Consider the following 22196-nt stretch of genomic DNA (forward strand, 5'->3'; position numbering starts at 1 on the left):
GGCGTGGACTGCGACTGGCTGCTGGCCGATGTTCTCACCCGGCACACCGGTGCGCCGGTAAGCACCGCGGTGCTACCCGGCCGTTCCCGAACCTGGTCTCAGAGACGTTCGGCGAACGTCACCGTCCGGTCCGTCAGCAGCGGACGCACCGTCGCGACGATGAGTTCCGCGAAGTGGTCCGTCGACGCGTGCGCGTCGAATCCCGCCCGGTCGGCGTACACCTCGTACAGCACGAAGCCGCCCGGTACGTCCTCCTGCGCGTGCACCTCGTACTCCCGGTTCGCGGGCTCGTTCCGGGTGTGCTCGCGCATCTTCAGCAGTGCGTCCCGCACCGTCGCCTCGTCGGCGGGCTCGCAGCGGTAGTGGGCGAAGACGGCGTACGCCATGGGTGTCTCTCTTTCGGTCCTGCGGTGGTGCGCGACTGCGCCTCGGGCCAGCCGATTCCAGCACGGATCAAGCCCGCCGCGGCCCTCACGACGTGCAACCAATGACTGCCGTCCCGGCTCTGTGCGCCGTGCCCTCCGGTGGTGTGTCGTACAGGCGGTTCCCCGAAACCGGATCCGCGACCGCGACGACCGCATCGCGGCGAACGAAAGAAGTGATTGTGATGCGTACCGTGGAAACCCTCCTGGGCGGGGAGTGGGTGGCCTCCGGCGAGTGGATCGACGTGCACGACCCCGCCGACCTGCGTGCCCCCGCCTTCCGCGTCCCGGCGCTGAGCCCCGAGGACGTCACCCGCGCCTACGACGCCGCGGAGGCGGGCGCGGTGCTCTGGCGGCGCACCAACCCCATCGAGCGCGGCACCGTACTCGGCCGCGCGGCCGGGCTGCTGCGGGAGCGCGTCGACGAGATCGCCGCCGACATCGCCACGGAGAACGGCAAGACCCGCGCCGAGGCGCGCGGCGAGGCGCTCAAGGCCGCCGACTTCCTGGAGTACTACGCCACGCTCGTGGGCCGCGGCGGCTACGGCACGCTGCTGAACGACGTCCGCCCCGACACCCGCACCAGCGCCCAGCAGGAGCCGCTCGGGGTCGTACTGGCGATCACCCCTTGGAACGACCCGCTGATCACCCCGGCCCGCAAGCTCGCGCCCGCCCTGGCCGCCGGCAACGCGGCGGTGCTCAAGCCCGCCACCGAGACCCCCGTCTCCGGACTCCACCTGGCCCGTGCGCTGCACGACGCCGGTCTGCCCGCAGGCGTACTGAACGTCATCACCGGCCGTACCGGCGAGATCAGCGAGGCACTGCTCGGCGACCCGCGCATCGCCGCGGTCACCTTCACCGGCGGCAACGCGGTCGGCGACCGCCTGCGCGAGCGGTTCGCCATCCGCAACATCCGCTTCCAGGGCGAACTGGGCGGCAAGAACGCATCCGTCGTCCTCGCCGACGCGGACCTGCCCAAGGCCGCGAAGACCGTCGCGGCGGCCTCGTTCGGCCAGGCCGGACAGCGCTGCACCGCCACCAGCCGGGTCATCGTGCAGCGGGACGTGTACCTGGAGTTCACCCGGCTGCTGCTCGTCGAGGTCGCGGCCCTGCGCACGGGACCCGGTCTCGACGCGGGGACGACCATGGGGCCGCTGTCCGGAGCCCGTCAGCGCGACGCCGTGCTCGCGGCCGTCGAGGGCGCGGTCAAGCAGGGCGCGACCGTGATCGCGGGCGGGGCCGGCACGGGGGAGGCGCTGCCCGAGCACGGCTGCTTCGTCCGCCCCACCGTCCTCGCGGACGTCACGCCCGCCATGGACATCTGGCGCGACGAAGTGTTCGGCCCGGTCCTCGCCCTGCGTGCCGTGGACTCGTTCGACGAGGCCGTCGACGCGGTGAACGACTCCGACTTCGGACTTGCCGCCGCCGTCTTCACCCGGGATCTGGGCGCCGCCCACCGCTTCGCCGACCGGGCCGAGTGCGGGCAGATCGCGGTCAACCTGACCACCCCGGGCTGGGACGTCCACCACCCCTTCGGAGGGTTCCGGGACTCCGGGTCGCCCTTCAAGGAGCAGGGCACCGAAGCCCTTCGCTTCTACACCCGCGTCAAGACCGTCGCGATCCACTTCGGCGTATGACGCTCGTACCACCCGTACCACCCGAACAGAGAGGAGGGGCCGATGGCTGACGAGACGATCGGCGTCGTCGGCGCCGGCATCGTGGGTCTCGCCACCGCCCGCGAGATCGCCCTGCGCCGCCCCGGCACCCGCGTCGTGGTCCTGGAGAAGGAGAGCGGCGTCGCCGCCCACCAGACCGGCCACAACTCCGGCGTCGTACACGCCGGGATCTACTACACGCCCGGCAGCCTCAAGGCCCGGCTGTGCACCCGGGGCGCCGCCCTGCTGCGCGAGTACTGCCAGGACAGGTCGCTGCCGTACGAGGAGTCCGGCAAGCTCGTCGTCGCCGTCGGCGACGACGAACTGAGCCGCCTGGACGGCCTCTACGCCAACGCCCGGGCGAACGACGTGCCCGGCGTACGCAAGGTGACGGCCGGCGAGATCCGCGACATCGAACCGCACGCCGTGGGCAAGGCCGCGATCCACTCCCCGCGCACCGCGGTCACCGACTACGTCGCCATCGCCCGTGCCTTCGCCGACGACATCGTCGCCGCAGGCGGCGAGGTGCGCCTCGGCTTCCCGGTGACCCGTGTGACCCGGCTCGGCCACGGCGGTCTGGAAGTCGCCTCCGGCGACGACAGCGTCACCGTGGACCGTCTCGTCCTCTGCGCCGGACTGCAGAGCGACACCGTCGCCGAACTGGCCGACGACGGGGCCGAACCCCGGATCATCCCGTTCCGGGGCGAGTACATGACGGTGAGCCCGGACAAGGCCCATATGGTGCGCGGGCTGATCTACCCCGTGCCCGACCCCCGCTACCCCTTCCTCGGCGTCCACTTCACCCGGCGCGTCACCGGCGAGGTGGAGGTCGGCCCCAACGCCGTCCTCGCCCTCGCCCGCGAGGGATACCGCCGCACCCAGGTCGACGTCCGCGAACTCCTGCGCATCGCCGCCTTCCCCGGCACCTGGCATCTGGCCCGTCAACACTGGCGCACCGGCATCAAGGAGATGCGCGGCTCGCTGTCCGCCCGCGCCTACATGAAGGCCGCGAAGCGGTACGTGCCCGACATCGGTGCCGGGGACGTCCGGCGCGGCGGCGCCGGCGTGCGGGCCCAGGCGCTGGGCCGCGACGGGTCGCTCGTCGACGATTTCCGCATCCACCGGGTCGGCGCGGTGACCGTCGTGCGCAATGCGCCGTCGCCCGCCGCGACGTCCTCGATGGCGATCGCCGAGCACATCGTGGACACCGTGTTCGGCGACGGATCCTCGGACTGAACTCGCTTCTGTACTGCGCCTATTCGTGCAACAACAGCTTGCACGCGTGGATATCGGCAGACCCGCTCGGGCCGCCTAACGTCTCATCCGTAGCACCCCACCACTCCTCGGAATCGAAAGAGGTACCGCCATGTTCGTCGTCGACACCCAGATCCACGTCTGGAAGGAAGAGACCCCGGACCGCCCCTGGGTCCCCGGAGCTCGCGAGCGCATCCGCCTCAACGGCCACCGTGAGGAGGCCTTCAGCTACGAAGAGGCGCTCGAGCTGATGGACGAGGCGGGCGTCAACCGGGCCCTGATCCTCCCGCCGTCCTGGGAGGGTGACCGGATCGACTACGCCCTGGAGGCGTGCGAGGCCCACCCCGACCGCTTCGGGATCATGGCCCGCATCCCCCAGAACAAGCCCGAAGAGGGCAAGGCCATGCTGAAGGACTTCTCTCAGAACCCGCACATCAAGGGAACCCGGCTCACCTTCCACCGGCCGCAGGACCGCAACTGGATGATCGACGGCACCAACGACTGGTACTGGCCGATCGCCGAAGAGCTGAAGACCCCCACCATGGTGCACGCCCCGATCTGGAAGAAGGAGATCGGCGAGATCGCCGGCCGGCACCCCGACCTGAAGATCATCATCGACCACATGGGCATCATGGCCCGCTGTGTGGACGACGCCATCGGGTACTGGGTCCAGGAGACCGCTGACCTGCACGAGCACCCGAACATCTACGTGAAGCTCTCCGCGCTGCCGGGCTACTCGACGCAGCCCTTCCCGAACAGCAACATCGAGCAGTACGTGCGTACGATGGTCGACCGGATGGGACCCGAGCGCTGCTTCTACGGCACCGACATCACCCGCCTCCTCGGTCACGGCATCAGCTACACCGACACCATCGAGCAGTTCACCAAGCACTGGGACTTCACGCCCGAGGAGCTTGAATGGATGATGGGCCGCGGCATCGCCGAGGTCCTCGACTGGCCGATCGAGGGCTGAGGACGAACCAGAGATGACGGACACCTTGAACACGCCAGGCGCCGACGGCGGGGATGCCTTCGTCTCGGCCTGCACCGCCGTCGGCGCCGACTACATCTTCTGCTCATCGGGATCCGAGTGGGCCCCGGTGTGGGAGTCCCTGGCCCGCCGCCACCGCGACGGAGTCCCGTGCCCCCGGTACCTCGACCTCACGCACGAGACCGTCGCGGTCGGCATGGCCACCGGATACGGCCTCATCAAGCGCCGTCCGCAGGCCGTGCTGCTGCACGCGGCCCCCGGCCTTCTCCAGGGATCGATGGCCGTCCACGGGGCGCTGCTCGCCGGAGTCCCGATGGTGGTCACCTCCTCGGAGTCGAGCACGTACGGGGACGGGCCGGGCCAGGACCCCGGCGGCCAGTGGTACCGCAACCTGTCGATCGTGGGCGGACCGCACACCATCGCTCAGCCGTTCACCAAGTGGTCCAACGAGGCCGCCAGCGTGCACACCCTGCCCGGGATGATCACCCGGGCCGCGGAGCTCGCGTGGCGGGCTCCCGCGGGCCCCGCCTACCTCAACATCCCGCTGGAAGTGCTGCTGGAGGAGTGGGACGGGCGCGAGGCCAAGCCCGTCGTCCTGCCGGGCTCGACGCACAGCTCGCCGGAGGAGGTCGATCCGGTCGCGCAGATGATCCGCGAGGCCGCCAACCCCGTGATCGTCACGGAGACGGCGGGGCGTGAGGCCGGCGGGTTCGAGGCTCTGCTGGCCTTCGCCGAGGCCTGGAACATCCCGGTCGTCGAACCCGACTCCGCGGTCTGCGCCAACTTCCCCCGCACCCATCCGCTGCACGCCGGCAGCGACATCGGGCCGTGGATGGACGAGGCCGACCTCATCCTGCTGGTCAACTGCCGGGTCCCGTTCTACCCGCCGAGCCGCAGCCCCTCGAAGGCGAAGATCGTCGTGATCGACGAGGTGCCGCAGCGTCCGCACGTCGTCTACCAGGTGCTCTTCGCCGACCGCTACCTGGAGGGCAACGTGACGAACACGTTGCGCCAGCTCACCAAGAGGGCGAAGGACCTCGACGCGGCGGCCGTCGAGGTGCGGCGCGCCGCCCAGGACGAACGCCGCACGGCCGAGCGGGCCGCGGCGGAACTCGCCGAGACGAAGGCGGCAGGGGCCGAGGGCATCGACCCCGTGCTGGTGGCGGCGACCCTGCGCACCCTGGTCGCCGGCCGGAACGCGATCGTCGTCGACGAGACCATCACCCACAGCCGGATCGTCAGGCGCCATCTGCTCACCGAGAACCCCGACTCGTACTTCTACGTGCAGGGCGGGCTCGGCCAGGGCATCGCGGTCGCGCTCGGGGCCAAGCTCGCCGCTCCGGACCGGCCCGTCGTCCTCACCATCGGCGACGGCGCGTTCACCTACAACCCGGTCATCCCGTCGTACGACGCCTCCAAGGCGTACGACGTGCCCGTGCTGATCGTGGTGTTCAACAACCGTGTCTACAAGTCGATGAACCTCAACCACCGCAGGTTCTACCCCGACGGCGCGGCGGCCGAGACGGGCGAGTGGCTGGGTACCGACCTGCACCGGCTGCCCCGGCTCGCGGCCTTCGCCGAGCCGTTCGGCCTGCACACCGAGACGGTCGACGCCCCGGACGCCCTCGGCCCCGCCCTCGAACGGGCGCTCAAGGCCGTGGCCGGCGGCACCACCGCCGTCGTCGACGTCCTCGTCACCCGCTGACCCCCAGGAGAACCTCCATGACCGACACACCGACCACCGCGCCGGCGAAGATCCTGGTCCCCGCCGAGGACCTGCGCACCTTCTCCGCAGCCCTCCTGGAGACCGGCGGCCTCAGTCCCGAGCACGCCCGCACCACCGCGGACGTGTTCGTCTGGGCCGCGCTGCGCGGCGTCGACTCCCACGGCATCGCCCGCGTCCCCGCGTACCTGGAGCTGCTGGCCAAGGGCGTCGCCAACGCCGAGCCGACGCTCACGGTCGAGTCCACCACCCCGGCCGCCGCCGTCCTGGACGCCGACCGCGCCCCCGGCCCGGTGGCCCTCACCGCCGCGGCCGAGGAGGCCGTGAGCCGGGCCAGGACCAATGGCATCGCCACCGTCGGCGTACGCCGCACCGTCCACACAGGCGCCATCGGCTACTACGTGTCGAAGATCGCCGAACAGGGCCTGGTCGGCATCGGCTTCGTCTCCGGGATGCCCAACATGGGCTACACCGGAGTCAAGGGCGCCGCCGTGGCCACCAGCCCGCTGGCCATCGCCGTACCCGCGGCCGACCACGCCCCGCTGCTCCTCGACATGGCCACCGCCACCATCGCACTGGGCAAGATCCGCCAGGCGAAGGCGAGCGGCACGCCCCTGCCCGAGGGCGCCGCGGCCACGGCCGACGGCCGGCCCACCACCGACCCGGCCGAGGCCGTCATGCCGCTGCCGCTCGGCGGTGCCAAGGGCTCCGGCATGTCGCTGGCCTTCGAGCTGATCACCAGCGTCCTCGTCGGTGCGCCGATCTTCTCGGCCTTCCACTCGGACGACCCCCAGGGCCGCAAGCACCGGCAGAACGCGCTCCTGGTCGCGATCGACCCGGCGGCCTTCGGTGACCCCGAAGCCTTCGTGGCGTCCGTGGACGCCACCCTGGGCACGCTGGGGCAACTGCCCCCGGCGGACGGCGCGGACGGGGTCTTCTACCCCGGCGAACGCAGCGCCGCGAAGGCCGCCGCCCGAGCCGAGAACGGTATCGCGGTGGCCCCCAAGGTCTGGCAGCAGCTGACCGCGGCCGCCGCGGAGGCGGGCATCACCGTCCCCACCGTGCTCTGACGGCCCCGCCACATGACACCGCCCCCTGCCGGTCCTCCGGCAGGGGGCGGGTCCGTGGGAGACCCGGGGCCCGGTCCCCGTCACCGTGTCAGGACGGGGACGGGGGCCGGAGCGCGGGATCAGGGGGCGGTGCCCCAGGCGAGCGTGCCGGTGACGTACACACCGATCTTCGCCGCGTCGGCGTAACTCGTCACGGTCGAACGGCTGTAGTCGTCCGCCTCGTTGAAGTTGGACCAGTCGCTCTTGTTCAGTCGCAGCTGCATCTCACCCGTGGACGCGCCGGCCGCCAGGGAGCCGCTGCCGAAGCCGACCTCCAGGTAGTGGCTGGCGCCCGCGGCCGAACCGGCCGTCTTCACACCGTGCGTCAAGGTCCCGCAGCCGATGACCGCGTAGTCGCACGAGGTACCGAAGGTGGAGGCCCCGGCCTCGGGGGTGAACCAGTAGCGCAGCTTCACCGTGGACAGGTCCACCGCGGTGTTGCCGGTGTTGACCAGCTGCAGCCCCATCCGGATCTGGTTGTCGGTCGCGGAGGAGTCCGTGTTCTTGTACTGGACCTTCAGCGAACCCGTTCCGGTGCCGCCGCCCGCGGACGTGGTGGCGGACAGTGCGGCGGAGGCCGCCGAGACGTTGCCGGCCGCGTCCTTCGCCTTGACCGTGTAGCTGTACGTGGTCGACGCCGTCAGCGACGAGTCGGTGTACGAGGTCGTGGTGGAGGAGCCCACCTGGACACCGTCACGGAAGACGTTGTAGCCGGTCACCCCGGTGTTGTCGGTCGACGCCGTCCAGGACAGCGAGACGCTGCCACTGGTCTTCGCCGTGACGGTCACACCGGTCGGCGCGGTCGGCGCCTGGGTGTCGTCACCGCCGCCGGGGTTGCCGCCGCCGTCGATCGGCGGGTAGGCGTTGCGCACGAGCTCCTGGAACTGCGCGGAGAACCAGTGACCCGCGAGCGGGGAGTTCGCCAGGGCGCCGGTCATGCTGTTGCCGTTGCGGCCGTTACCGGTGTACGTGGGGTCGCACATCCGGTCGAAGCCCTTGCCCTCGTCGTTCTCGACGGGGGCGCTGTTGCCGTCCGACTCGCCCGGGGGCTTGGCCCACACGTACGCGTCGATGCCGGTCTCGGGGGCCGCGGTGGGACGTTCGCCGATTCCGGCGCCGCTCTGGTTGCACCAGTTGCCGGCGTGGATGCGCCGGTCGACCCGGCCGCCGTTGACGTAGTCGTCCACGCTGGTCAGCGGACCGGCTCCGGTGGGTCGCGCGGAGCCGCCCCAGCCGTTGCGGGCCGTGTCGATCAGCATGCCGATGTTGGAGTTGAAGCCCTCGGAGACCAGCAGGGTGCGCAGCGCCTGGGCGAAGGTCAGTTCATCGGTGTAGTAGTTCCAGTCGACCCACTTCGACTGGCGCACCGTGGTGCCGTTCACCGAATCGGTGATCTTGAAGTTCGGCTCCTTGAGGGCCGAGTAGTTGGCCGTGTTCACGATGAAGCCGGCCACGTCGTTGACCGTGGCCCCTTCGGAAGTGGCGGCCTTCTTGAACTCCGTGGCGGCCGGACCCATGTTGCTGTCCCAGCCGAGCCATCCGTGGTGGGCGGCGTCGATGTAGTTGTAGACGTTGGGAATGGCGCCGAGGGTGTGCAGGGCGTAGCCGACACCCTTCTCGTAGTTCCCGTTCGCCTTCATCGTCGCGCAGGCGTCCGTGGAACCGGCGGTGCCGCCCGCGTTGGTGACGATGTTGGGCAGCGAGTCCGGCTCGATGATGGTGACGATCCGCAGGCTCGCGTACGCCGGGTCGGCGAGGATGTCGGAGATCGGGTCGATGTACTCGTTCTTGTAGCGGTCGAGCTCGGTGGGACCGAGTTCGCCGTTGGACGCCAGCGCGGCGCAGTCGCGTCCCGGCAGGTCGTAGATGACGACCTGGAACAGGTTCGCGCCCTGGTCGAGAGCGGTGTCGAGGTGCTCGCGCAGGCTCATCGCGGAAGCCGAGCCGCCGATGGCCGCGATGCGGTCCATCCAGACGAAGGCCGGCGTGTCGGCGATGGCGGCGCCACCCGGTTCGGCCGCCGCCTTGGCGGACCAGTCCGGGTTCACGTATGCCGTGGCGCCCACATAGGGGTTGTCGACCCGCGCGGCCGCCGAGGCGGGGGTGGGGATCGCCACCATCAGCGCCGCGCCCATGGCCAGGGCGGAGACTGCTGCCAGCCTCCGGCGCAGCCCGTGCTTGATCGTGCCTCTGGTACTCATTGCGGCTCCGTGCTCCTCTCGTACGTCTGCGGAAGCTCTCCGCAGACGGGTTGTGGGGGTGTTGCTCCGGGACGCCGTCGGCGGAGACGGTGACCCGTGGCCCGTCGGTGAGGACGGTGGTGGTTCCCCGATGGCGGACACAGCGGGGTGATTGGACAGCCCGCCATCGGGAGTTCGCTGGGTGACCGGCCGTTCAGAGGGCGGTCACGGGGCGGTGCCGGCGGACAGGGTGCCGTTGACGTACACCCCGACCTTCGAGGCGTCGGCGAAGGCCGTGTTGGTGGCCCTGCTGTAGTCGTCGGTCTCGTCGAAGGAGGACCAGTCGGCCTTGTTGAACCGGAGCTGCATCTCCCCGGTGGAGGCGCCGGGGGCAAGGCTGCCGCCGGTGAAGCCGGCCTCCAGGTAGTGGTCGGCACCCGGTCCCGCGGAACCGGCCGACGCCACGCGGTGGGTGACCGAGCCGCAGCCGATGACCGCGTAGTCGCACGAGGTTCCGTACGAGGCGGAGCCGGACTCACCGCTGAACCAGTAGCGCAGGGTGACCTTGCTCAGGTCCACCGCCGTGGTGCCGGTGTTGACGAGCTGGAGGCCGGGCCTGATCTGGTTGTCGCCGGGCGACGAGTCGTTGTTCTTGTACTGGACCTTGAGCGCACCGGTGCTTGTGCCGCTTCCTGCCGCGGTGGTCGCGCCGACCGTCGCGGAGGGCGCGGAGGTGTTCCCGGCCGCGTCCCTGGCCCGCACGGTGTAGCTGTGCGAGGACGAGGCGGCGAGGCCGGTGTCGGTGAACGAGGCGGATGCGGTGGAGCCCGCCTTCACCCCGTCGCGGTAGACGTCGTACCCGCTGACCCCGGTGTCGTCCGTCGCCGGGGTCCAGGACAGGGAGACCGAACTTTCGGTCGTACCGGTCACGGCCAGTCCGGCCGGAACCGTCGGAGCCTGGGTGTCCTCCCCGCCACTGCCGGGCTCCGTGCTCGCCTCGAAGGAGAACCCGTTCATCCCGAGGCCCTGACCGCCCTGCCAGATCTCGAAGCCGGCCTCGGCGTCGATGAGGTAGTGCGCCGGGTTGATCGACCCGCGGCCCACGCCGTCGTCGATCAGGCCCTTCACATCGAAGTCGGCGAGCTCGGTGGCGCCGCCCTGCAGGACGTACGAGATCACCTTCCAGCCCGAGGCACCGGGACCCGTCCAGACGTCCCAGGTCCGGCCGTCGAGCTGCACCGTCGCGGTGCGGGACCCGATCGGCTGGACTCCGCCGCGGTGGTTCATCCAGATCATCACCTCGGTGCCGTCCGGCTGGTCGTCGGTGACCGGCGCCGAGTTGAACCAGATGTCCATCGACACGTTGTACGCGCCGGAGTCGACCTGGGTGGTCGACCAGTCGGTACGTACGCTGCCCAGCTCGTCGACGCGCAGTGGCAGCCCGCTGTCCGTCGTGCACGCCCCCCAGTGACAGCCCTTGTAACTGGAGGGGTACGTCGCCGGGGCGCCGTTCGTCGGCAGGGAGAACGAGGACTTGGTGACGCTCCAGGCGCCCGTCGCCGGGTCGATGCCGACGCACTGCTCGGTCTCGGAGTTCCACTCGTTCTGCTGGTAGAGGTACTCCCCGCCCTGCAGTTCGGTGGTTCCCCACTGGGTGCAGTCGGTGACCGGCGCCGCAGATGCGGCCGAGGCGCCGGTGAGCATCGACGCGGCGGCGAGCACGAGTGCCGCGGCCGCCCCGGCCGGCGCCGGGAACCTCGGGCCGGTCACGGCTCGACTCCCCAGGCAAGGGCGCCGGCGACGTAGGCCCCGACCTTGGACGCGTCCGCGTACGCGGTGTTGGTGGACCGGCTGTAGTCGTCGCCCTCGCTGAAGTTGGACCAGTCGCTCTTGTTGAGCCGCAGCTGGAGCTCGCCCGTCGAGGCGCCGGCGGCCAGGGTGCCCGCACCGCCCGTGAAGCCGACCTCCAGGTAGCGGTCGGCACCCGTCTTCGGGCTGGAGACGGCCACCACCGAGTGGGTGATGTTGGACGAACCGAGCGCGGCGTAGTCGCAGTACGTGCCGAAGGTGCTCGGGCCGCCGTCGGAGGTGAACCAGTACCGCACCTTCACCGTCGACAGATCGATCGGGGCGCTGCCGGTGTTCAGCACCTGCAGGCCCAGCCTGATCTGGTTGTCGGTCGCCGACGAGTCGGAGTTCTTGTACTGGATCTTCACCGCGCCGGTGCCGGTCGAGCCGCCCGTCTTCGTGGTGGCGGTGACCGCGGCCGACAGGGCGGAGGTGTTGCCGCCCGCGTCCCGTGCCGCGACCGCGTAGCTGTACCCGGTCCCCGCGGCGAGGCCCGGGTCGGTGAACGTCCGGGTGGTGGCGTTCCCCGCCAGCACCCCGTTGCGGTACACGTCGTAGCCGGTCACGGCGACGTTGTCGGTGGAGGCCGACCAGGAGAGCGACACGCTGTTGCTCGTCGTCGCCGTCACGGTGAGCCCGGCCGGAGCCGTCGGCGCCTCGGTGTCCCCGCCCGGCTCGCTGCCGCCCTCCACCAGCAGCTCCGCGTAGATCGCGAAGGCCAGCGCGAGCGCCGCCTGAGCCCAGAACCGGTGGTAGGTGAAGGTGGGGGCCGCGCCGCCGTCCAGGTAGGCCTGCACCTTCGGCCAGTCCGGGTCGTCCTTGTACCAGCTGCGGATGTCGATGAAGGTCGAACCCGGCGCGATGGCGTCACCGTTCGGCATGGTGCCCGACCATCCGGCCGGGATGTACACCTCGTCGTTGAAGCGGTTGTAGTCCTTCCTGGTCTCCGGCACCGAGATGCCCTTGTCGGTGGCGTTCAGCGCCATCGCGTCCAGCAGCGCCTTGGCCAGCGCCGCGGCGTCCTCGTCACCCGACTTGGCGGCGTAGTAGGTGAGCGTCTTGACGTACGCGGCGCCCACACCGACGTCGTTGGCGTAGTCGACGACCGCGACGTGCAGACCCGCGTTGTCCCCGGGGGACGCCGCGTCCCAGGTGTCGGGCCGGCCCGTCCACTTGAGCGTGGAGGGGAAGCGGAAGCTGCCGTCGGCACCCACCGTCGTCTCGGACGAGGCCCAGGCGACCCATTTGGACAGCACTGCTTCGGCGGCCGCGTTGCCCGTCTCGTGGTAGTACGCGGCGAGGCGCTCCATGCCCCAGGCCTGGAAGCCGAACCAGTTGTTGCTCGCCGGGTCGTGGTAGACCGGCTGCCAGTCGTAGGCCATGCCGTAGAAGGTGGGAGTGCCGGCCGGGGGCTCGCTGTAGCTTCCCTCCCAGCTGTTGGTGCAGCCACCCGCGAAGGCGCCCTCGCTGGACTGCAGCCAGGTCAGGAACTCCAGCTGCCGGGTCAGGCTCTTGGACCAGTCGGACCTGGCCGTCGCCGACTTGGGGGTCAGCGCCGGCACATTGGACAGGGCCCAGGCCGCCAGCGGGTTCTGATAGCCCTGGTGGGAGGCGCCGTCACCGATGCGCCAGGCCCAGCCGCCGCCGCTGCCGGCCGCCGCACCGCCCCAGGCGTAGTACCAGGAGAGCAGGTAGTGCTGGGAGTCCCGGCCCGTGGCGGCCGGGCAGGATGCCGGGTCGGTGCAGTCGCCGATCCGCTTGAAGTACTTGTCGAACATGGCGTAGCGGAGGTAGTCGCCCATCTTGGCGGCCTTCGCGACGGAGGCCGAGACCTGGCTCTCCTTGCCCTGGTCCGAGGCCCAGCGGTACGCCCAGTAGGCAGCCTGCACCGCGCGGGCGTCGGCGTCCGGCGCGTTGGTGTACTTCCACTGCTTGGCGTAGCTCGCGTCACCGACGAACAGGTCCAGATATCCGTTGGGACCGCCGTACTTGAAGAGGTCGGTGGTGGGCTGCGGGACGGTCTCCCAGACCGACTCCTGCGCGCCGCGCTGGTAGGTGTTGATGTAGGAGGCGCCGGCGCCCGGCCCGGACTCGCCGCCGGTACCCGGCTTGTTGCCGTATCCGTAGACGTTGTCCAGGTCCATCAGCCAGTGCATGCCGTACACGTCCATCGTCCCGTAGGACGAGGCGAGTTCGGTGGCGAGCGGGTCGGTGCCCACCTTCACGGTGCCGTCCAGGGCGGAGGGGTAGCCGCTGGGCAGCGGGTGCTCCGGGGCGTAGGTCGCGGGTGCCGACGGGTTGTACGAGTCGGCGGTCGACTGGTCCGCGTGCTGGGGAATGATGGTCTTCTCCGCCACCGCCCAGGCCGCGTTGAAGGGCGCCCAGTCACCGGTCACCCGGCCGTACGCCGCCTCCAGCCACATCCAGAAGCTGACCGCCTCCGACGTGGTCTGGTGGCCGTGGTCGGGTGCCTCCACCATCAGGGTCTCGACCGAGTGGTACGGCAGGCCGTCCGGGCTGAAGTAGCCGTTGGCCGACGCCTTGATCTTGCCGTACTGGGTGAGGAAGGCCTGGGTGTACGGGTCGTCGGCCGCGGCCGCACGGGCGCTGCTCCCGGCCGCCTGCTCGGCGGGCTTGGCGACGGCGGTGCCCTGTGCCAGGCCCATGGCGAGCATGCTGCCGCCCAGGGCGCTGCTGAATGTTCTACGTGATATCGACACAAATCCTCCATTGGCGGGTGTCGTTGGGGGGAGGGAGGAGGTGAAAGCGGGGATGGCGGAGGAGCGGGGGGTGTGGAAGAGGGGCGGGCCGGTGCGGCCGGCTGTCAGGGCTCGATGCCCCAGACCAGGTCACCGGCGACGTAGACGGCGACCTTCGGCGCGTCCGCGTACGAGGTGCCGGTGCCGTGGCTGTAGTCGTCCGACTCGTCGAAGTTCGACCAGTCCGTCTTGCTGAGGCGCAGCTGGATCTCGCCGGTGGTGGCGCCCGGTGCCAGACTGCCGCCGGTGAAGCCCACTTCGAGGTAGTGGTCGGCGCCGGCCTTCGGGGTGCTCACTGCGGCGACCCGGTGGGTCACGGTGGAGCAGCCGATCGGGGACCAGTCGCACCAAGTGCCGTACGTGGAAGCTCCGTTGTCGGAAGTGAACCAGTAGCGGACGGTGACGTCCGAGAGGCTGACCGCCGCGGCGCCGGTGTTCACGAGTTGGAGACCCGGCTGGATCTGGTTGTCGCCCGCCGAGGAGTCGCTGCTGCGGTACTGCGCCTTGAGCGCGCCGCCCTCGCCGCCCTCGCCGCCCCCGTCGTCACCGCCGAGCGCGGTGCGCACGGCGGAGTACGCGGGCTTCGGCTGCAGGCTCTCGTCGTACAGATTGGCGGCACCCTGCCCCGGGAACGTGCTCGGGACCCAGGAGTACTTGTCCGTGTAGTCCCAGACCGTGATGCCGACGCAGCGCTCGACGGCCAGGCAGGCCTCGGTCGTCTGCCGGTAGTACGAGGACTGCGTGGCGGTCTTGGCCGCGTCGGCGGGCAACTGCATGCGTACGTCGAGCTCGGTGACGGCCACGTCGAGACCGAGATCGGCGAACCGCTGCATGTTCGCCTGCATCTGGTACGGGAAGCCGTACTGGACGGCCAGATGCGCCTGCATCCCGACGCCGTCGAGCGGCACGCCCTCGTCGAGCAGCTCGCTCACCAGGGCGTACATGGCGTCGCTCTTCGCGCCGAGCCCCTCGATGTTGTAGTCGTTGACATACAACTCGGCATCGGGGTCCGCGGCATGGGCGGCGCGCAGGGCGGTGGCGATGTAGTCGCTGCCCATGGCGGTGTAGAAGGGGCTCGTGCGGAAGGTCCCGTCCTCGTTGAACGGCTCGTTCACCACGTCCCACGCGGAGACCGCGCCGCGGTAGTGCGTCGCCTCCTCGGTGATGTGGTTCGTCATGGCCGCCTCCACCTGGACCGGCGGCAGCGAGCCGACCCAGCCGGGCAGCTGGCTGTGCCATACCAGGGTGTGGCCCCGCACGGTCTGCCCCTGCTGCTCCGCGAAATCGGTGATCACGTCACCCTTGGCGAAGTTGAACTGGCCCTGCGCCGGCTCCGTGGTGTCCCACTTCATGGAGTTGCCGGGGGTGATCTGCCCGAACTCGGAGCCCAGGGTGGCCGCGTAGGCGGCGTCGGGCAGTTCGGGGTTGTCCGTGGCGGAGCCGAAGTACTTGCCCTGGGCGGCGGCGAGTTCATGCAACGTGCCCTGCTCGGCCGCGGTCGCCGGTCCGCCCGTCAGGGTGGTGGCGAGGGCCAGGGCTCCGACCAGGAGGGTCGGGAGCCCTCCGGTGCGGCTGTGTCTACAGCGCTTCACCAAGCTCATGACGAACGCCTTCCTCTACCGGGCAGCGTGGAGCATGACGGGGAGCGCGGCTGCGCCCCGCAACGCCCCTTTCGCCGCCTGGTGTTGGGGGAGAAGGGAGGGGAGTGGAGTGTGCAAGACTTGATTGTGGGAGCGCTCCCAAGGTGGCGTGGTGATGGGCACCTGTCAAGACTTAAATCACAACTGCCTTACGGGCGCGTTAACTCGGCCATACGTCGAACGGACGCCGGGGGTGGCGTGGTTCAAGGCCCTCGGAGCGGCCGGTGGCGCTCGCCCGCGGAGCCGTCCCCGCCGGCGGGTGAACGCTCTGCCGGGCGCGGGGATGAGGGCGCGTACGGGGCGGGCGCGGCGTGTTCGCGATCGTGTGTGCGCGGCGGTGGAGGGTGTCGCGGGGGTCGCCGAGGTCGCACACTGTGGGTGATGGCCGGGGAGGTGCCTGTGTCGGCCCGACGGCTTCGGCAGACCGGTGTCATTGCCGCGCACCGCTCGCCCGCCGTCGGCGCAATCCGCTGGACAGCCGCGCGGAGGAGTATGGCCGACGGATCCGCGGAGAAGTCCGCGCCGGTCGCCGATCCGCGCGGCGCGAGCAGTGCGCCCGCGCACCGGTCCTGGCGGAGAGTGACGAGCGGACTGCGCCGGGGGCGGTGCGGGTGGGGCGTCCGGGTGGCCCGCACGCCGTACGCGAACGTGTACGCGAGCGGACGCCCGGCCGGGCGGGCAGGTCCGCCCGGCGTCACGGAAGACCGTCTCAGCGCACCGTGAGTGAGCCGTTCATCGTCGGATGGATGGTGCAGATGTATGGATATGAGCCCGGCCGGGCCGGAGCGTCGAAGGTGACCGTTTGCCCCGACTTCACCTGGCCGGTGTCGAAGGCCTTGCCGGACGTGGCCGTCACTGTGTGAGTTGCCGAATCCTTGTTGATCACGGTGACCCTCGTACCCGGGGCGACGGTCAGGGCAGCCGGATGGAACGCGAAGTCCTTGATCGTGATCAGGGCGCCGCCTGCCGTCCGAGAGGCGGTGGGCGGGGTGGGGGAGGCGGAGGGCGCGGAGCCGCCACCCCCGCCGGAGCAGCCGGCCAGGGCGGTGGCGCAGGCCACCGAAGCCACCACGGCGACGCGCGCCCTTGCGGGAAGCAGTGCGAGCACGGTTCAGTACCCCCCGTTGTTCGAGGAGGAGGGCGAGGGCGGGGCCTCGGTGATCTTGTTTCCGGCGGTGTCGAGCACGTACCAGGCCGCGCCGAAACCGTTCGATCCCTGTCCGTTGGTGTCGCCGGCACTCGTGTCGCCCGCGTAGCGGTACAGCGGGTGCCCGTTGTAGGTGACCTCCTTGCGGCCGTCGTCGCGCGTCGTGGTGCCGAGCAGGGAGGCCTTCGCGCCCTTGCCCGCGACCGGCTTCCCGGTGACGGTCACGGGTGGCCAGGCCGTTGCGCAGTCACCGTTGCAGGTCGACTTCGAGGAGGTGTCCGCCTCCCAGAGGTACAGGGTCCGGCCCTCACCGTCGACCAGGATGGTGCCCAGCGGGCTCGACGCGGCCGCCACGGTGCCGGAGGCCGGCTTGCCGGTCGCGGACGCCGACGACGACGCCGTGCCGCCGCTTCCGCCGTCGTCCGAGCATCCGCCGAGCACGGCGGCCAGCAGGCCCACCGTGACGGCAGCGGTCGTTCCAGCGCGGTTCCGCATCACGCACTCCTCGAGCCCGGCCGCCGTGACGGCGGCACCGTGGCCCGAACAGTAGGGGCCGACCCGTCCGGCCCCGGACAGGCGCTCGGGGCGAGCCGCGGGCCGACACCGTCCGGGTGTAAGGAGCGGGCCGTCCCTGCTCCGTCCGGCTCAGGTCTCGCGGGTGGCCGCCATCCCCATCGTGATCAGCCCCAGCACCACCCAGCCGAACCAGAGCCAGCCATTGCTCCCCAGGGCCACCGTGTACGCGGTGACGGCCACCAGGGCGCCTACGGTGAGCATTCCCATGGTCTTCGTGGATCCGGACATGCGCGCACCCTCCTAGAGGTACTGTCCGGGGTTCCCCGTCTGCGCCCGGCGCCCGGCACACACGGTCGCCGCACCGTGCCGCAGGACAGGTGGCTCCGCCACACGACCCGCCGCACCGCACACCGACCGCACGCACCGGCCGCCGTTGCGCCCGCGCTCCGCGCGGACGACGGGGAACCCCGGACGGGACCTCACCGGCCGCGCGGCCTGGATGCCATCGTCACCCCGAAGGCCCCTCCGCCGCTACTGTCCGCGCGCCTGCAACGAGGCGAGATAGGCGTTGTACGCCTGGAGCTCCTGGTCGCCGTCCCGGTCCGCGGCCCGGTCCGTGCGCTTGGCGGTCCGCTGTTCCGAGCGGTACCACTGGAACACCAGAGCCACCAGGACCAGCACCGACGGGATCTCGCTGAACGCCCACGCGATGCCTCCCGCGGCGTTCTGGTCGGACAGGGCGTCGATGCCGAGCGAGGCCGGGGGATTCTCGTAGACCTTCACCATCGGCTGGCTCGCCATCATCAGCGCGATGCCGAAGAAGGCGTGGAACGGCATTCCGGCGAACAGCTCCAGCATCCGCATGAGATAGCCCGGGCGGTGCGGCCCGGGGTCGATGCCCATGATCGGCCAGAAGAAGACCAGCCCGACCGCCAGGAAGTGCACCATCATCGCGAGGTGCCCGGCCGTCGAACCCATCAGGAAGTCGAAGAGCGGAGTGAAGTACAGCGCGTACAGGCTGGCGATGAAGAGCGGGATCGTGAACACCGGATGCGTGATGATCTTCATGTACCGGCTGTGCAGCAGCATCAGGAGGAGCTCGCGGGGGCCCTTGGTGCCGCGCGCCGCGACCGGCAGGGCACGCAGCGCGAGGGTCACGGGCGCACCCAGCAGCAGGAGGATCGGCGACAGCATGCTGATCACCATGTGCTGCACCATGTGCACACTGAACATGACCATGCCGTAGTCGTTCAGCTTGGTGCACATCACCAGGGCGATGCTCAGCACCCCGACGAAGAAGAAGACGATCCGGTTGACCGGCCACGCGTCCCCGCGCCTGCGCAGCCGCAGCACCGCGTATCCGTACAGGACCACTGCGAGGACGCAGCCGGTCAGGAAGAACGGGTCCGCGGAGAACTGGAGCCCGCGTCCCAGCGTGAACGGCGGCAGATCCATGTTCATGCCGTGCCCGCTGTGATCCATCTGTTCACTCCCGATGGGGACGCCGGGACGTCCCCGTTTCGTGCCGGTTGTCCCGACCAGAGTAGAACCGCCCCCGGCCGCAGTTGCGGCCGGGGGCGGTCTCGGGTCGTGGTGTGGCTCAGAGCACGCACTCGGCCTCGGCGTAGCGCTCCGCCGGGACCGTCTTCAGGGTCTCCACGGCGTCCGCGAGGGGCACCATCGTGATGTCCGTGCCGCGCAGGGCCGTCATCATGCCGAACTCGCCGCGGTGGGCCGCCTCCACCGCGTGCCAGCCGAAGCGGGTCGCGAGGACGCGGTCGTACGCGGTCGGCGTGCCGCCGCGCTGCACATGGCCGAGGATCACCGGGCGCGCCTCCTTGCCCAGGCGCTGCTCCAGCTCGATGGAGAGCTGCGTCGCCACTCCGGCGAAACGCTCGTGCCCGTAGATGTCCTTGACACCGGTGTCGAACTCCATGGAGCCCGCGCGCGGCTTCGCGCCCTCGGCGACCACGACGATCGCGAACTTCTTGCCGGCCGAGAAGCGCCGGCCGACCAGCTCGGTCAGCTCGTCGATGTCGAAGGGGCGCTCGGGAACGACGATGGCGTGCGCGCCGGCCGCCATGCCGGAGTGCAGGGCGATCCAGCCGGTGTGACGGCCCATGACCTCGACGATCATGACGCGCTGGTGGGACTCGGCGGTGGTCTTCAGCCGGTCGAGGGCTTCGGTGGCCACGCCCACCGCGGTGTCGAAACCGAAGGTGACGTCGGTGGAGGCGATGTCGTTGTCGATCGTCTTCGGTACGCCGACGATCGGCAGACCCGCCTCGGACAGCAGGTTGGCCGCCTTCAGCGTGCCCTCGCCGCCGATCGGGATGATCGCGTCGAGGCCGAGGTCCGCGACATGGCCCCGGGCCGTCTCGACGCCGCCCCGCAGATGCGCGGGCTGGACCCGGGAGGAGCCGAGGATCGTACCGCCGCGGGCGAGGATGCCGCCGACCGCGTCCAGGTCGAGCTTGCGGTAGTCGCACTCCAGGAGGCCCCGCCACCCGTCGTGGAATCCGATGACCTCGTCGCCGTGGTCGACCACAGCGCGGTGGACGACGGAACGGATGACGGCATTGAGGCCGGGGCAGTCGCCGCCGGAGGTGAGCACACCAATTCGCATTGCCCGGGAAACCTTTGCAACGTGGGCCGACGACCGGACCACGTCGTCCGGTTGGATCCCCGCCACCCTACCGGCGCAGGGTGGCGGGACCGAACCGGGCGTCCGCCTGCTGGACTCCGCTCAACTGAGCCGAATACGCCTCATCAGGCGGGCTGTGTGGCGGCGGCGATGCGCTCGGCGCGCAGCGCCTCGTACCAGCGGTCGTCGGTGGGCGGCAGCGCGTTCACATCGAGGGCCAGCTTCAGCAGCAGATCCGCGATCAGCGGGTTGCGCGCCATCACGGGCCCGTGCATGTACGTACCGAACACGGTGTCGTTGTACGCGCCCTCCGTGCCGTCGCCCGTGCCGTTGCCCCGGCCGAAACGGACCTGGGCGAACGGGCGTGCCGTCGGCCCGAGATGAGTGATGCCCTGGTGGTTCTCGAAACCGGTCAGCGGCGGCAGTCCGAGGTGCGGGTCGATGTCACCGAGCACGTCGCCGACGCACCGCGCACCCTCGCCGCGGGTGGAGACCACGTCGAGCAGCCCGAGACCCTGCTCGCGCTCACCGAGGTCGTTGACGAACTCGTGGCCGAGGATCTGGTACCCGGCGCACACCGAGAAGATGATCGCGCCGTTGGACGCGGCCCGGCTGAGACCGCCGTCGCGGCGCAGCCGCTCCGCGGCCAGCCGCTGCGGCCGGTCCTCACCGCCGCCGATCAGATAGATGTCGCCGGACGTGGGGACCGGCTGGTCGCTGCGCACGTCGACGCGCGACACGTCGAGCCCACGCTGTCGTGCCCGGCGCTCCACCACGAGGGCGTTGCCCTGGTCGCCGTAGGTGCTCAGCAGGTCCGGGTAGACCCACACCAGCCGCAGGCTGTTGTTGCTCATGCTTCGTCCTCTCCGGAGGGGGCCGGGGCCGCGGTCAGTTGCCGACACGACGGCGCAGATCCTGGAAGGCGGTGTAGTTGGCGATGACCTCGATACGGCCCGGCGGTGCGTACTGCACCGCCTCGTCGAGGTTCTCGCAGACCCGGAAGTCGAGACCGGCGACTTCGAGGCGGACCGCGAGGTCCAGCTTCCGGTCGCCGAGCACGAAGATCGGATGGCCCGCGAGCTGGGTGTAGTCCACGTCCCACAGCCACGAGGTGTCCGTGCCGTCCGCGCCCCGGGCGTTGACGGAAAGGATCACCGGGGTGGGCGGCGGGTCGATCAGGGAGAACGTCTCCAGCCAGCCCGCCGGGTTCTTCGCCAGCAGGAGCCGCAGCTCACGGCCGAGGAAGGTGACCACGTCGTAGCGGCCCGCGACGGCCTGCACCTGGTACATCCGCTCCAGGGCGACCTGCGGCGGCACCCCGAAGACGGCGGCCACGGCGGCCGAGCTGGTGGCGTTGGCCTTGTTCGCGCGGCCGGGCAGCTGCAGATGGATCGGCCACGCCGAACCGTGCGGGTCGAGCACGTAGTCACCGTGCAGGACCCAGCTGGGCGGCGGGCGGCGGAAGCCGCACTCGCCGCAGAACCAGTCGTCGCCGGGGCGCTGCATCACACCGCCGCAGGACGGGCAGGACCAGGCGTCGTCCTTCCACGCCTGGCCGGCCGCGACCCACACCACGTTGGGGGAGGAGGACGCCGCCCAGACGATCAGCGGGTCGTCGGCGTTGGCGACGATCACGGCCTTCGAACCGGACAGCCCCTCCCGCCACTTCTCGGCGAGCATCCGGGTCTCCGCGGCGCGGTCCAGCTGGTCGCGGGAGAGGTTGAGGAGTGCGATCACCTTGGGCGTCGTGTCGCGGGCGACTCCCGCGAGGTACTTCTCGTCGACCTCGATCACGCCGTACTGCGCGTCCGAGCCGCCGGCCAGCGCCGAGGTGATGCCCGCGGGCATGTTGGCGCCGAGCGCGTTCGATACGACCGGGCCCGCGGCCCGCAGTGCCTCCGCGATCAGCCGGGTCGTGGTCGTCTTGCCGTTCGTCGCCGACACGAGGATCACGTCCAGGTGCTGCGCCAGCCGCCCGAGCAGGTCGGGGTCGAGCTTGAGCGCCACCCGGCCGCCGATCACCGATCCGCTGCCTCGCCCGGCCGCTCGCGACACCGCCGCAGCGGCCTTGCCCGCCGTCACGGCCAGCTTGGCCCGCGGCGACAACGGCTCCGTGTTGCCTGCCATCGTCCTAGATCCTCCTTGCATCGGTCCGCGCCCAGCCTATCGATGTCCGGCGCGGCGGAGGCACGGCGGCACCGTCCGGGCCGTGGAGTTCCCGTGGAACGTGCGGCGGACGCCTGTGTCTGCCTTTGCCGATCCGGCAAATGTACAGGTCCGGGCGGTGTGCCTGGTCAGGTGGATGTGA

16 protein-coding genes and 2 pseudogenes are annotated in these 22196 nt (G+C 70.7%); 5 read left to right on the forward strand and 13 right to left on the reverse strand.

Annotated features, from left to right (window positions below; genetic code table 11):
- Positions 1-98: 98 nt before the first annotated feature.
- Positions 99-386 carry a putative quinol monooxygenase gene (locus ABT025_RS34505; protein ID WP_351002609.1) on the reverse strand — a complete coding sequence of 96 codons (288 nt, stop codon included), beginning with the start codon at positions 384-386 and terminating at the stop codon, positions 99-101.
- A gap of 221 nt (positions 387-607) precedes the next feature.
- Here ABT025_RS34505 and ABT025_RS34510 point away from each other — a divergent pair, with 221 nt between their 5' ends.
- The 5 genes from ABT025_RS34510 to ABT025_RS34530 all read left to right on the forward strand — a co-directional run bounded on the left by ABT025_RS34510 (position 608) and on the right by ABT025_RS34530 (position 7115).
- The gene (locus ABT025_RS34510) at positions 608-2059 is read left to right on the forward strand and encodes an aldehyde dehydrogenase family protein (RefSeq protein ID WP_351002610.1); all 1452 of its coding nucleotides are present in this window, start codon (positions 608-610) and stop codon (positions 2057-2059) included.
- 42 nt (positions 2060-2101) lie between these two features.
- Positions 2102-3313: an L-2-hydroxyglutarate dehydrogenase gene (lhgD, locus tag ABT025_RS34515; RefSeq protein ID WP_351002611.1), complete on the forward strand. Its 1212-nt coding sequence runs from the start codon at positions 2102-2104 to the stop codon at positions 3311-3313.
- A 130-nt stretch (positions 3314-3443) separates the two neighbouring features.
- Complete coding sequence (locus ABT025_RS34520; RefSeq protein WP_351002612.1) at positions 3444-4304, forward strand: amidohydrolase family protein; 861 nt, start codon at positions 3444-3446, stop codon at positions 4302-4304.
- Positions 4305-4317: 13 nt separating this feature from the next.
- A complete protein-coding gene (locus ABT025_RS34525; protein WP_351002613.1) occupies positions 4318-6027 on the forward strand; it encodes a thiamine pyrophosphate-dependent enzyme in 1710 nt (569 codons plus the stop codon).
- A gap of 17 nt (positions 6028-6044) precedes the next feature.
- Complete coding sequence (locus tag ABT025_RS34530) at positions 6045-7115, forward strand: Ldh family oxidoreductase (RefSeq protein WP_351002614.1); 1071 nt, start codon at positions 6045-6047, stop codon at positions 7113-7115.
- 119 nt (positions 7116-7234) lie between these two features.
- Here ABT025_RS34530 and ABT025_RS34535 read toward each other — a convergent pair whose 3' ends face one another.
- From ABT025_RS34535 to ABT025_RS34590, 12 genes and pseudogenes are all read right to left on the reverse strand, one after another.
- Positions 7235-9355, reverse strand: coding sequence for a glycoside hydrolase family 6 protein (locus ABT025_RS34535; protein ID WP_351002615.1), 2121 nt, complete (start codon positions 9353-9355; stop codon positions 7235-7237).
- Between the two features lie 204 nt (positions 9356-9559).
- A pseudogene (locus ABT025_RS34540) lies at positions 9560-10315 on the reverse strand (cellulose binding domain-containing protein); the annotation flags it as partial.
- Between the two features lie 30 nt (positions 10316-10345).
- Positions 10346-11038, reverse strand: a pseudogene (locus ABT025_RS34545) (GH12 family glycosyl hydrolase domain-containing protein); the annotation flags it as partial.
- A gap of 62 nt (positions 11039-11100) precedes the next feature.
- Positions 11101-13857, reverse strand: coding sequence for a glycoside hydrolase family 48 protein (locus ABT025_RS34550; protein ID WP_351002631.1), 2757 nt, complete (start codon positions 13855-13857; stop codon positions 11101-11103).
- Between the two features lie 149 nt (positions 13858-14006).
- On the reverse strand, positions 14007-15542 hold the full coding sequence (locus ABT025_RS34555; RefSeq protein WP_351002616.1) for a glycoside hydrolase family 10 protein: 1536 nt from the start codon (positions 15540-15542) through the stop codon (positions 14007-14009).
- Positions 15543-16290: 748 nt separating this feature from the next.
- Positions 16291-16689, reverse strand: coding sequence for a cupredoxin domain-containing protein (locus ABT025_RS34560; protein ID WP_351002617.1), 399 nt, complete (start codon positions 16687-16689; stop codon positions 16291-16293).
- A 3-nt stretch (positions 16690-16692) separates the two neighbouring features.
- The gene (locus ABT025_RS34565) at positions 16693-17223 is read right to left on the reverse strand and encodes a COG4315 family predicted lipoprotein (RefSeq protein WP_351002618.1); all 531 of its coding nucleotides are present in this window, start codon (positions 17221-17223) and stop codon (positions 16693-16695) included.
- Between the two features lie 150 nt (positions 17224-17373).
- Positions 17374-17532: a hypothetical protein gene (locus ABT025_RS34570; protein WP_351002619.1), complete on the reverse strand. Its 159-nt coding sequence runs from the start codon at positions 17530-17532 to the stop codon at positions 17374-17376.
- Positions 17533-17775: 243 nt separating this feature from the next.
- The gene (locus ABT025_RS34575; protein WP_351002620.1) at positions 17776-18726 is read right to left on the reverse strand and encodes a cytochrome c oxidase assembly protein; all 951 of its coding nucleotides are present in this window, start codon (positions 18724-18726) and stop codon (positions 17776-17778) included.
- 118 nt (positions 18727-18844) lie between these two features.
- Complete coding sequence (locus ABT025_RS34580) at positions 18845-19870, reverse strand: 6-phosphofructokinase (RefSeq protein ID WP_351002621.1); 1026 nt, start codon at positions 19868-19870, stop codon at positions 18845-18847.
- 143 nt (positions 19871-20013) lie between these two features.
- Positions 20014-20742 carry a type 1 glutamine amidotransferase gene (locus ABT025_RS34585; protein WP_351002622.1) on the reverse strand — a complete coding sequence of 243 codons (729 nt, stop codon included), beginning with the start codon at positions 20740-20742 and terminating at the stop codon, positions 20014-20016.
- Between the two features lie 34 nt (positions 20743-20776).
- Complete coding sequence (locus ABT025_RS34590) at positions 20777-22015, reverse strand: Mur ligase family protein (protein ID WP_351002623.1); 1239 nt, start codon at positions 22013-22015, stop codon at positions 20777-20779.
- Between the last annotated feature and the right edge of the window lie 181 nt (positions 22016-22196).

Origin of the sequence: Streptomyces sp. NPDC002809, assembly GCF_040295435.1 — a bacterium.
GTDB lineage: Bacteria > Actinomycetota > Actinomycetes > Streptomycetales > Streptomycetaceae > Streptomyces.

Coding starts and splice junctions, on each gene's coding strand:
- ABT025_RS34505 (WP_351002609.1), bottom strand. CDS start 386: ATGGCGTACGCCGTCTTCGCCCACTACCGCTGCGAGCCCGCCGACGAG.
- ABT025_RS34510 (WP_351002610.1), top strand. CDS start 608: ATGCGTACCGTGGAAACCCTCCTGGGCGGGGAGTGGGTGGCCTCCGGC.
- lhgD (WP_351002611.1), top strand. CDS start 2,102: ATGGCTGACGAGACGATCGGCGTCGTCGGCGCCGGCATCGTGGGTCTC.
- ABT025_RS34520 (WP_351002612.1), top strand. CDS start 3,444: ATGTTCGTCGTCGACACCCAGATCCACGTCTGGAAGGAAGAGACCCCG.
- ABT025_RS34525 (WP_351002613.1), top strand. CDS start 4,318: ATGACGGACACCTTGAACACGCCAGGCGCCGACGGCGGGGATGCCTTC.
- ABT025_RS34530 (WP_351002614.1), top strand. CDS start 6,045: ATGACCGACACACCGACCACCGCGCCGGCGAAGATCCTGGTCCCCGCC.
- ABT025_RS34535 (WP_351002615.1), bottom strand. CDS start 9,355: ATGAGTACCAGAGGCACGATCAAGCACGGGCTGCGCCGGAGGCTGGCA.
- ABT025_RS34550 (WP_351002631.1), bottom strand. CDS start 13,857: ATGCTCGCCATGGGCCTGGCACAGGGCACCGCCGTCGCCAAGCCCGCC.
- ABT025_RS34555 (WP_351002616.1), bottom strand. CDS start 15,542: ATGAGCTTGGTGAAGCGCTGTAGACACAGCCGCACCGGAGGGCTCCCG.
- ABT025_RS34565 (WP_351002618.1), bottom strand. CDS start 17,223: ATGCGGAACCGCGCTGGAACGACCGCTGCCGTCACGGTGGGCCTGCTG.
- ABT025_RS34570 (WP_351002619.1), bottom strand. CDS start 17,532: ATGTCCGGATCCACGAAGACCATGGGAATGCTCACCGTAGGCGCCCTG.
- ABT025_RS34575 (WP_351002620.1), bottom strand. CDS start 18,726: ATGGATCACAGCGGGCACGGCATGAACATGGATCTGCCGCCGTTCACG.
- ABT025_RS34580 (WP_351002621.1), bottom strand. CDS start 19,870: ATGCGAATTGGTGTGCTCACCTCCGGCGGCGACTGCCCCGGCCTCAAT.
- ABT025_RS34585 (WP_351002622.1), bottom strand. CDS start 20,742: ATGAGCAACAACAGCCTGCGGCTGGTGTGGGTCTACCCGGACCTGCTG.
- ABT025_RS34590 (WP_351002623.1), bottom strand. CDS start 22,015: ATGGCAGGCAACACGGAGCCGTTGTCGCCGCGGGCCAAGCTGGCCGTG.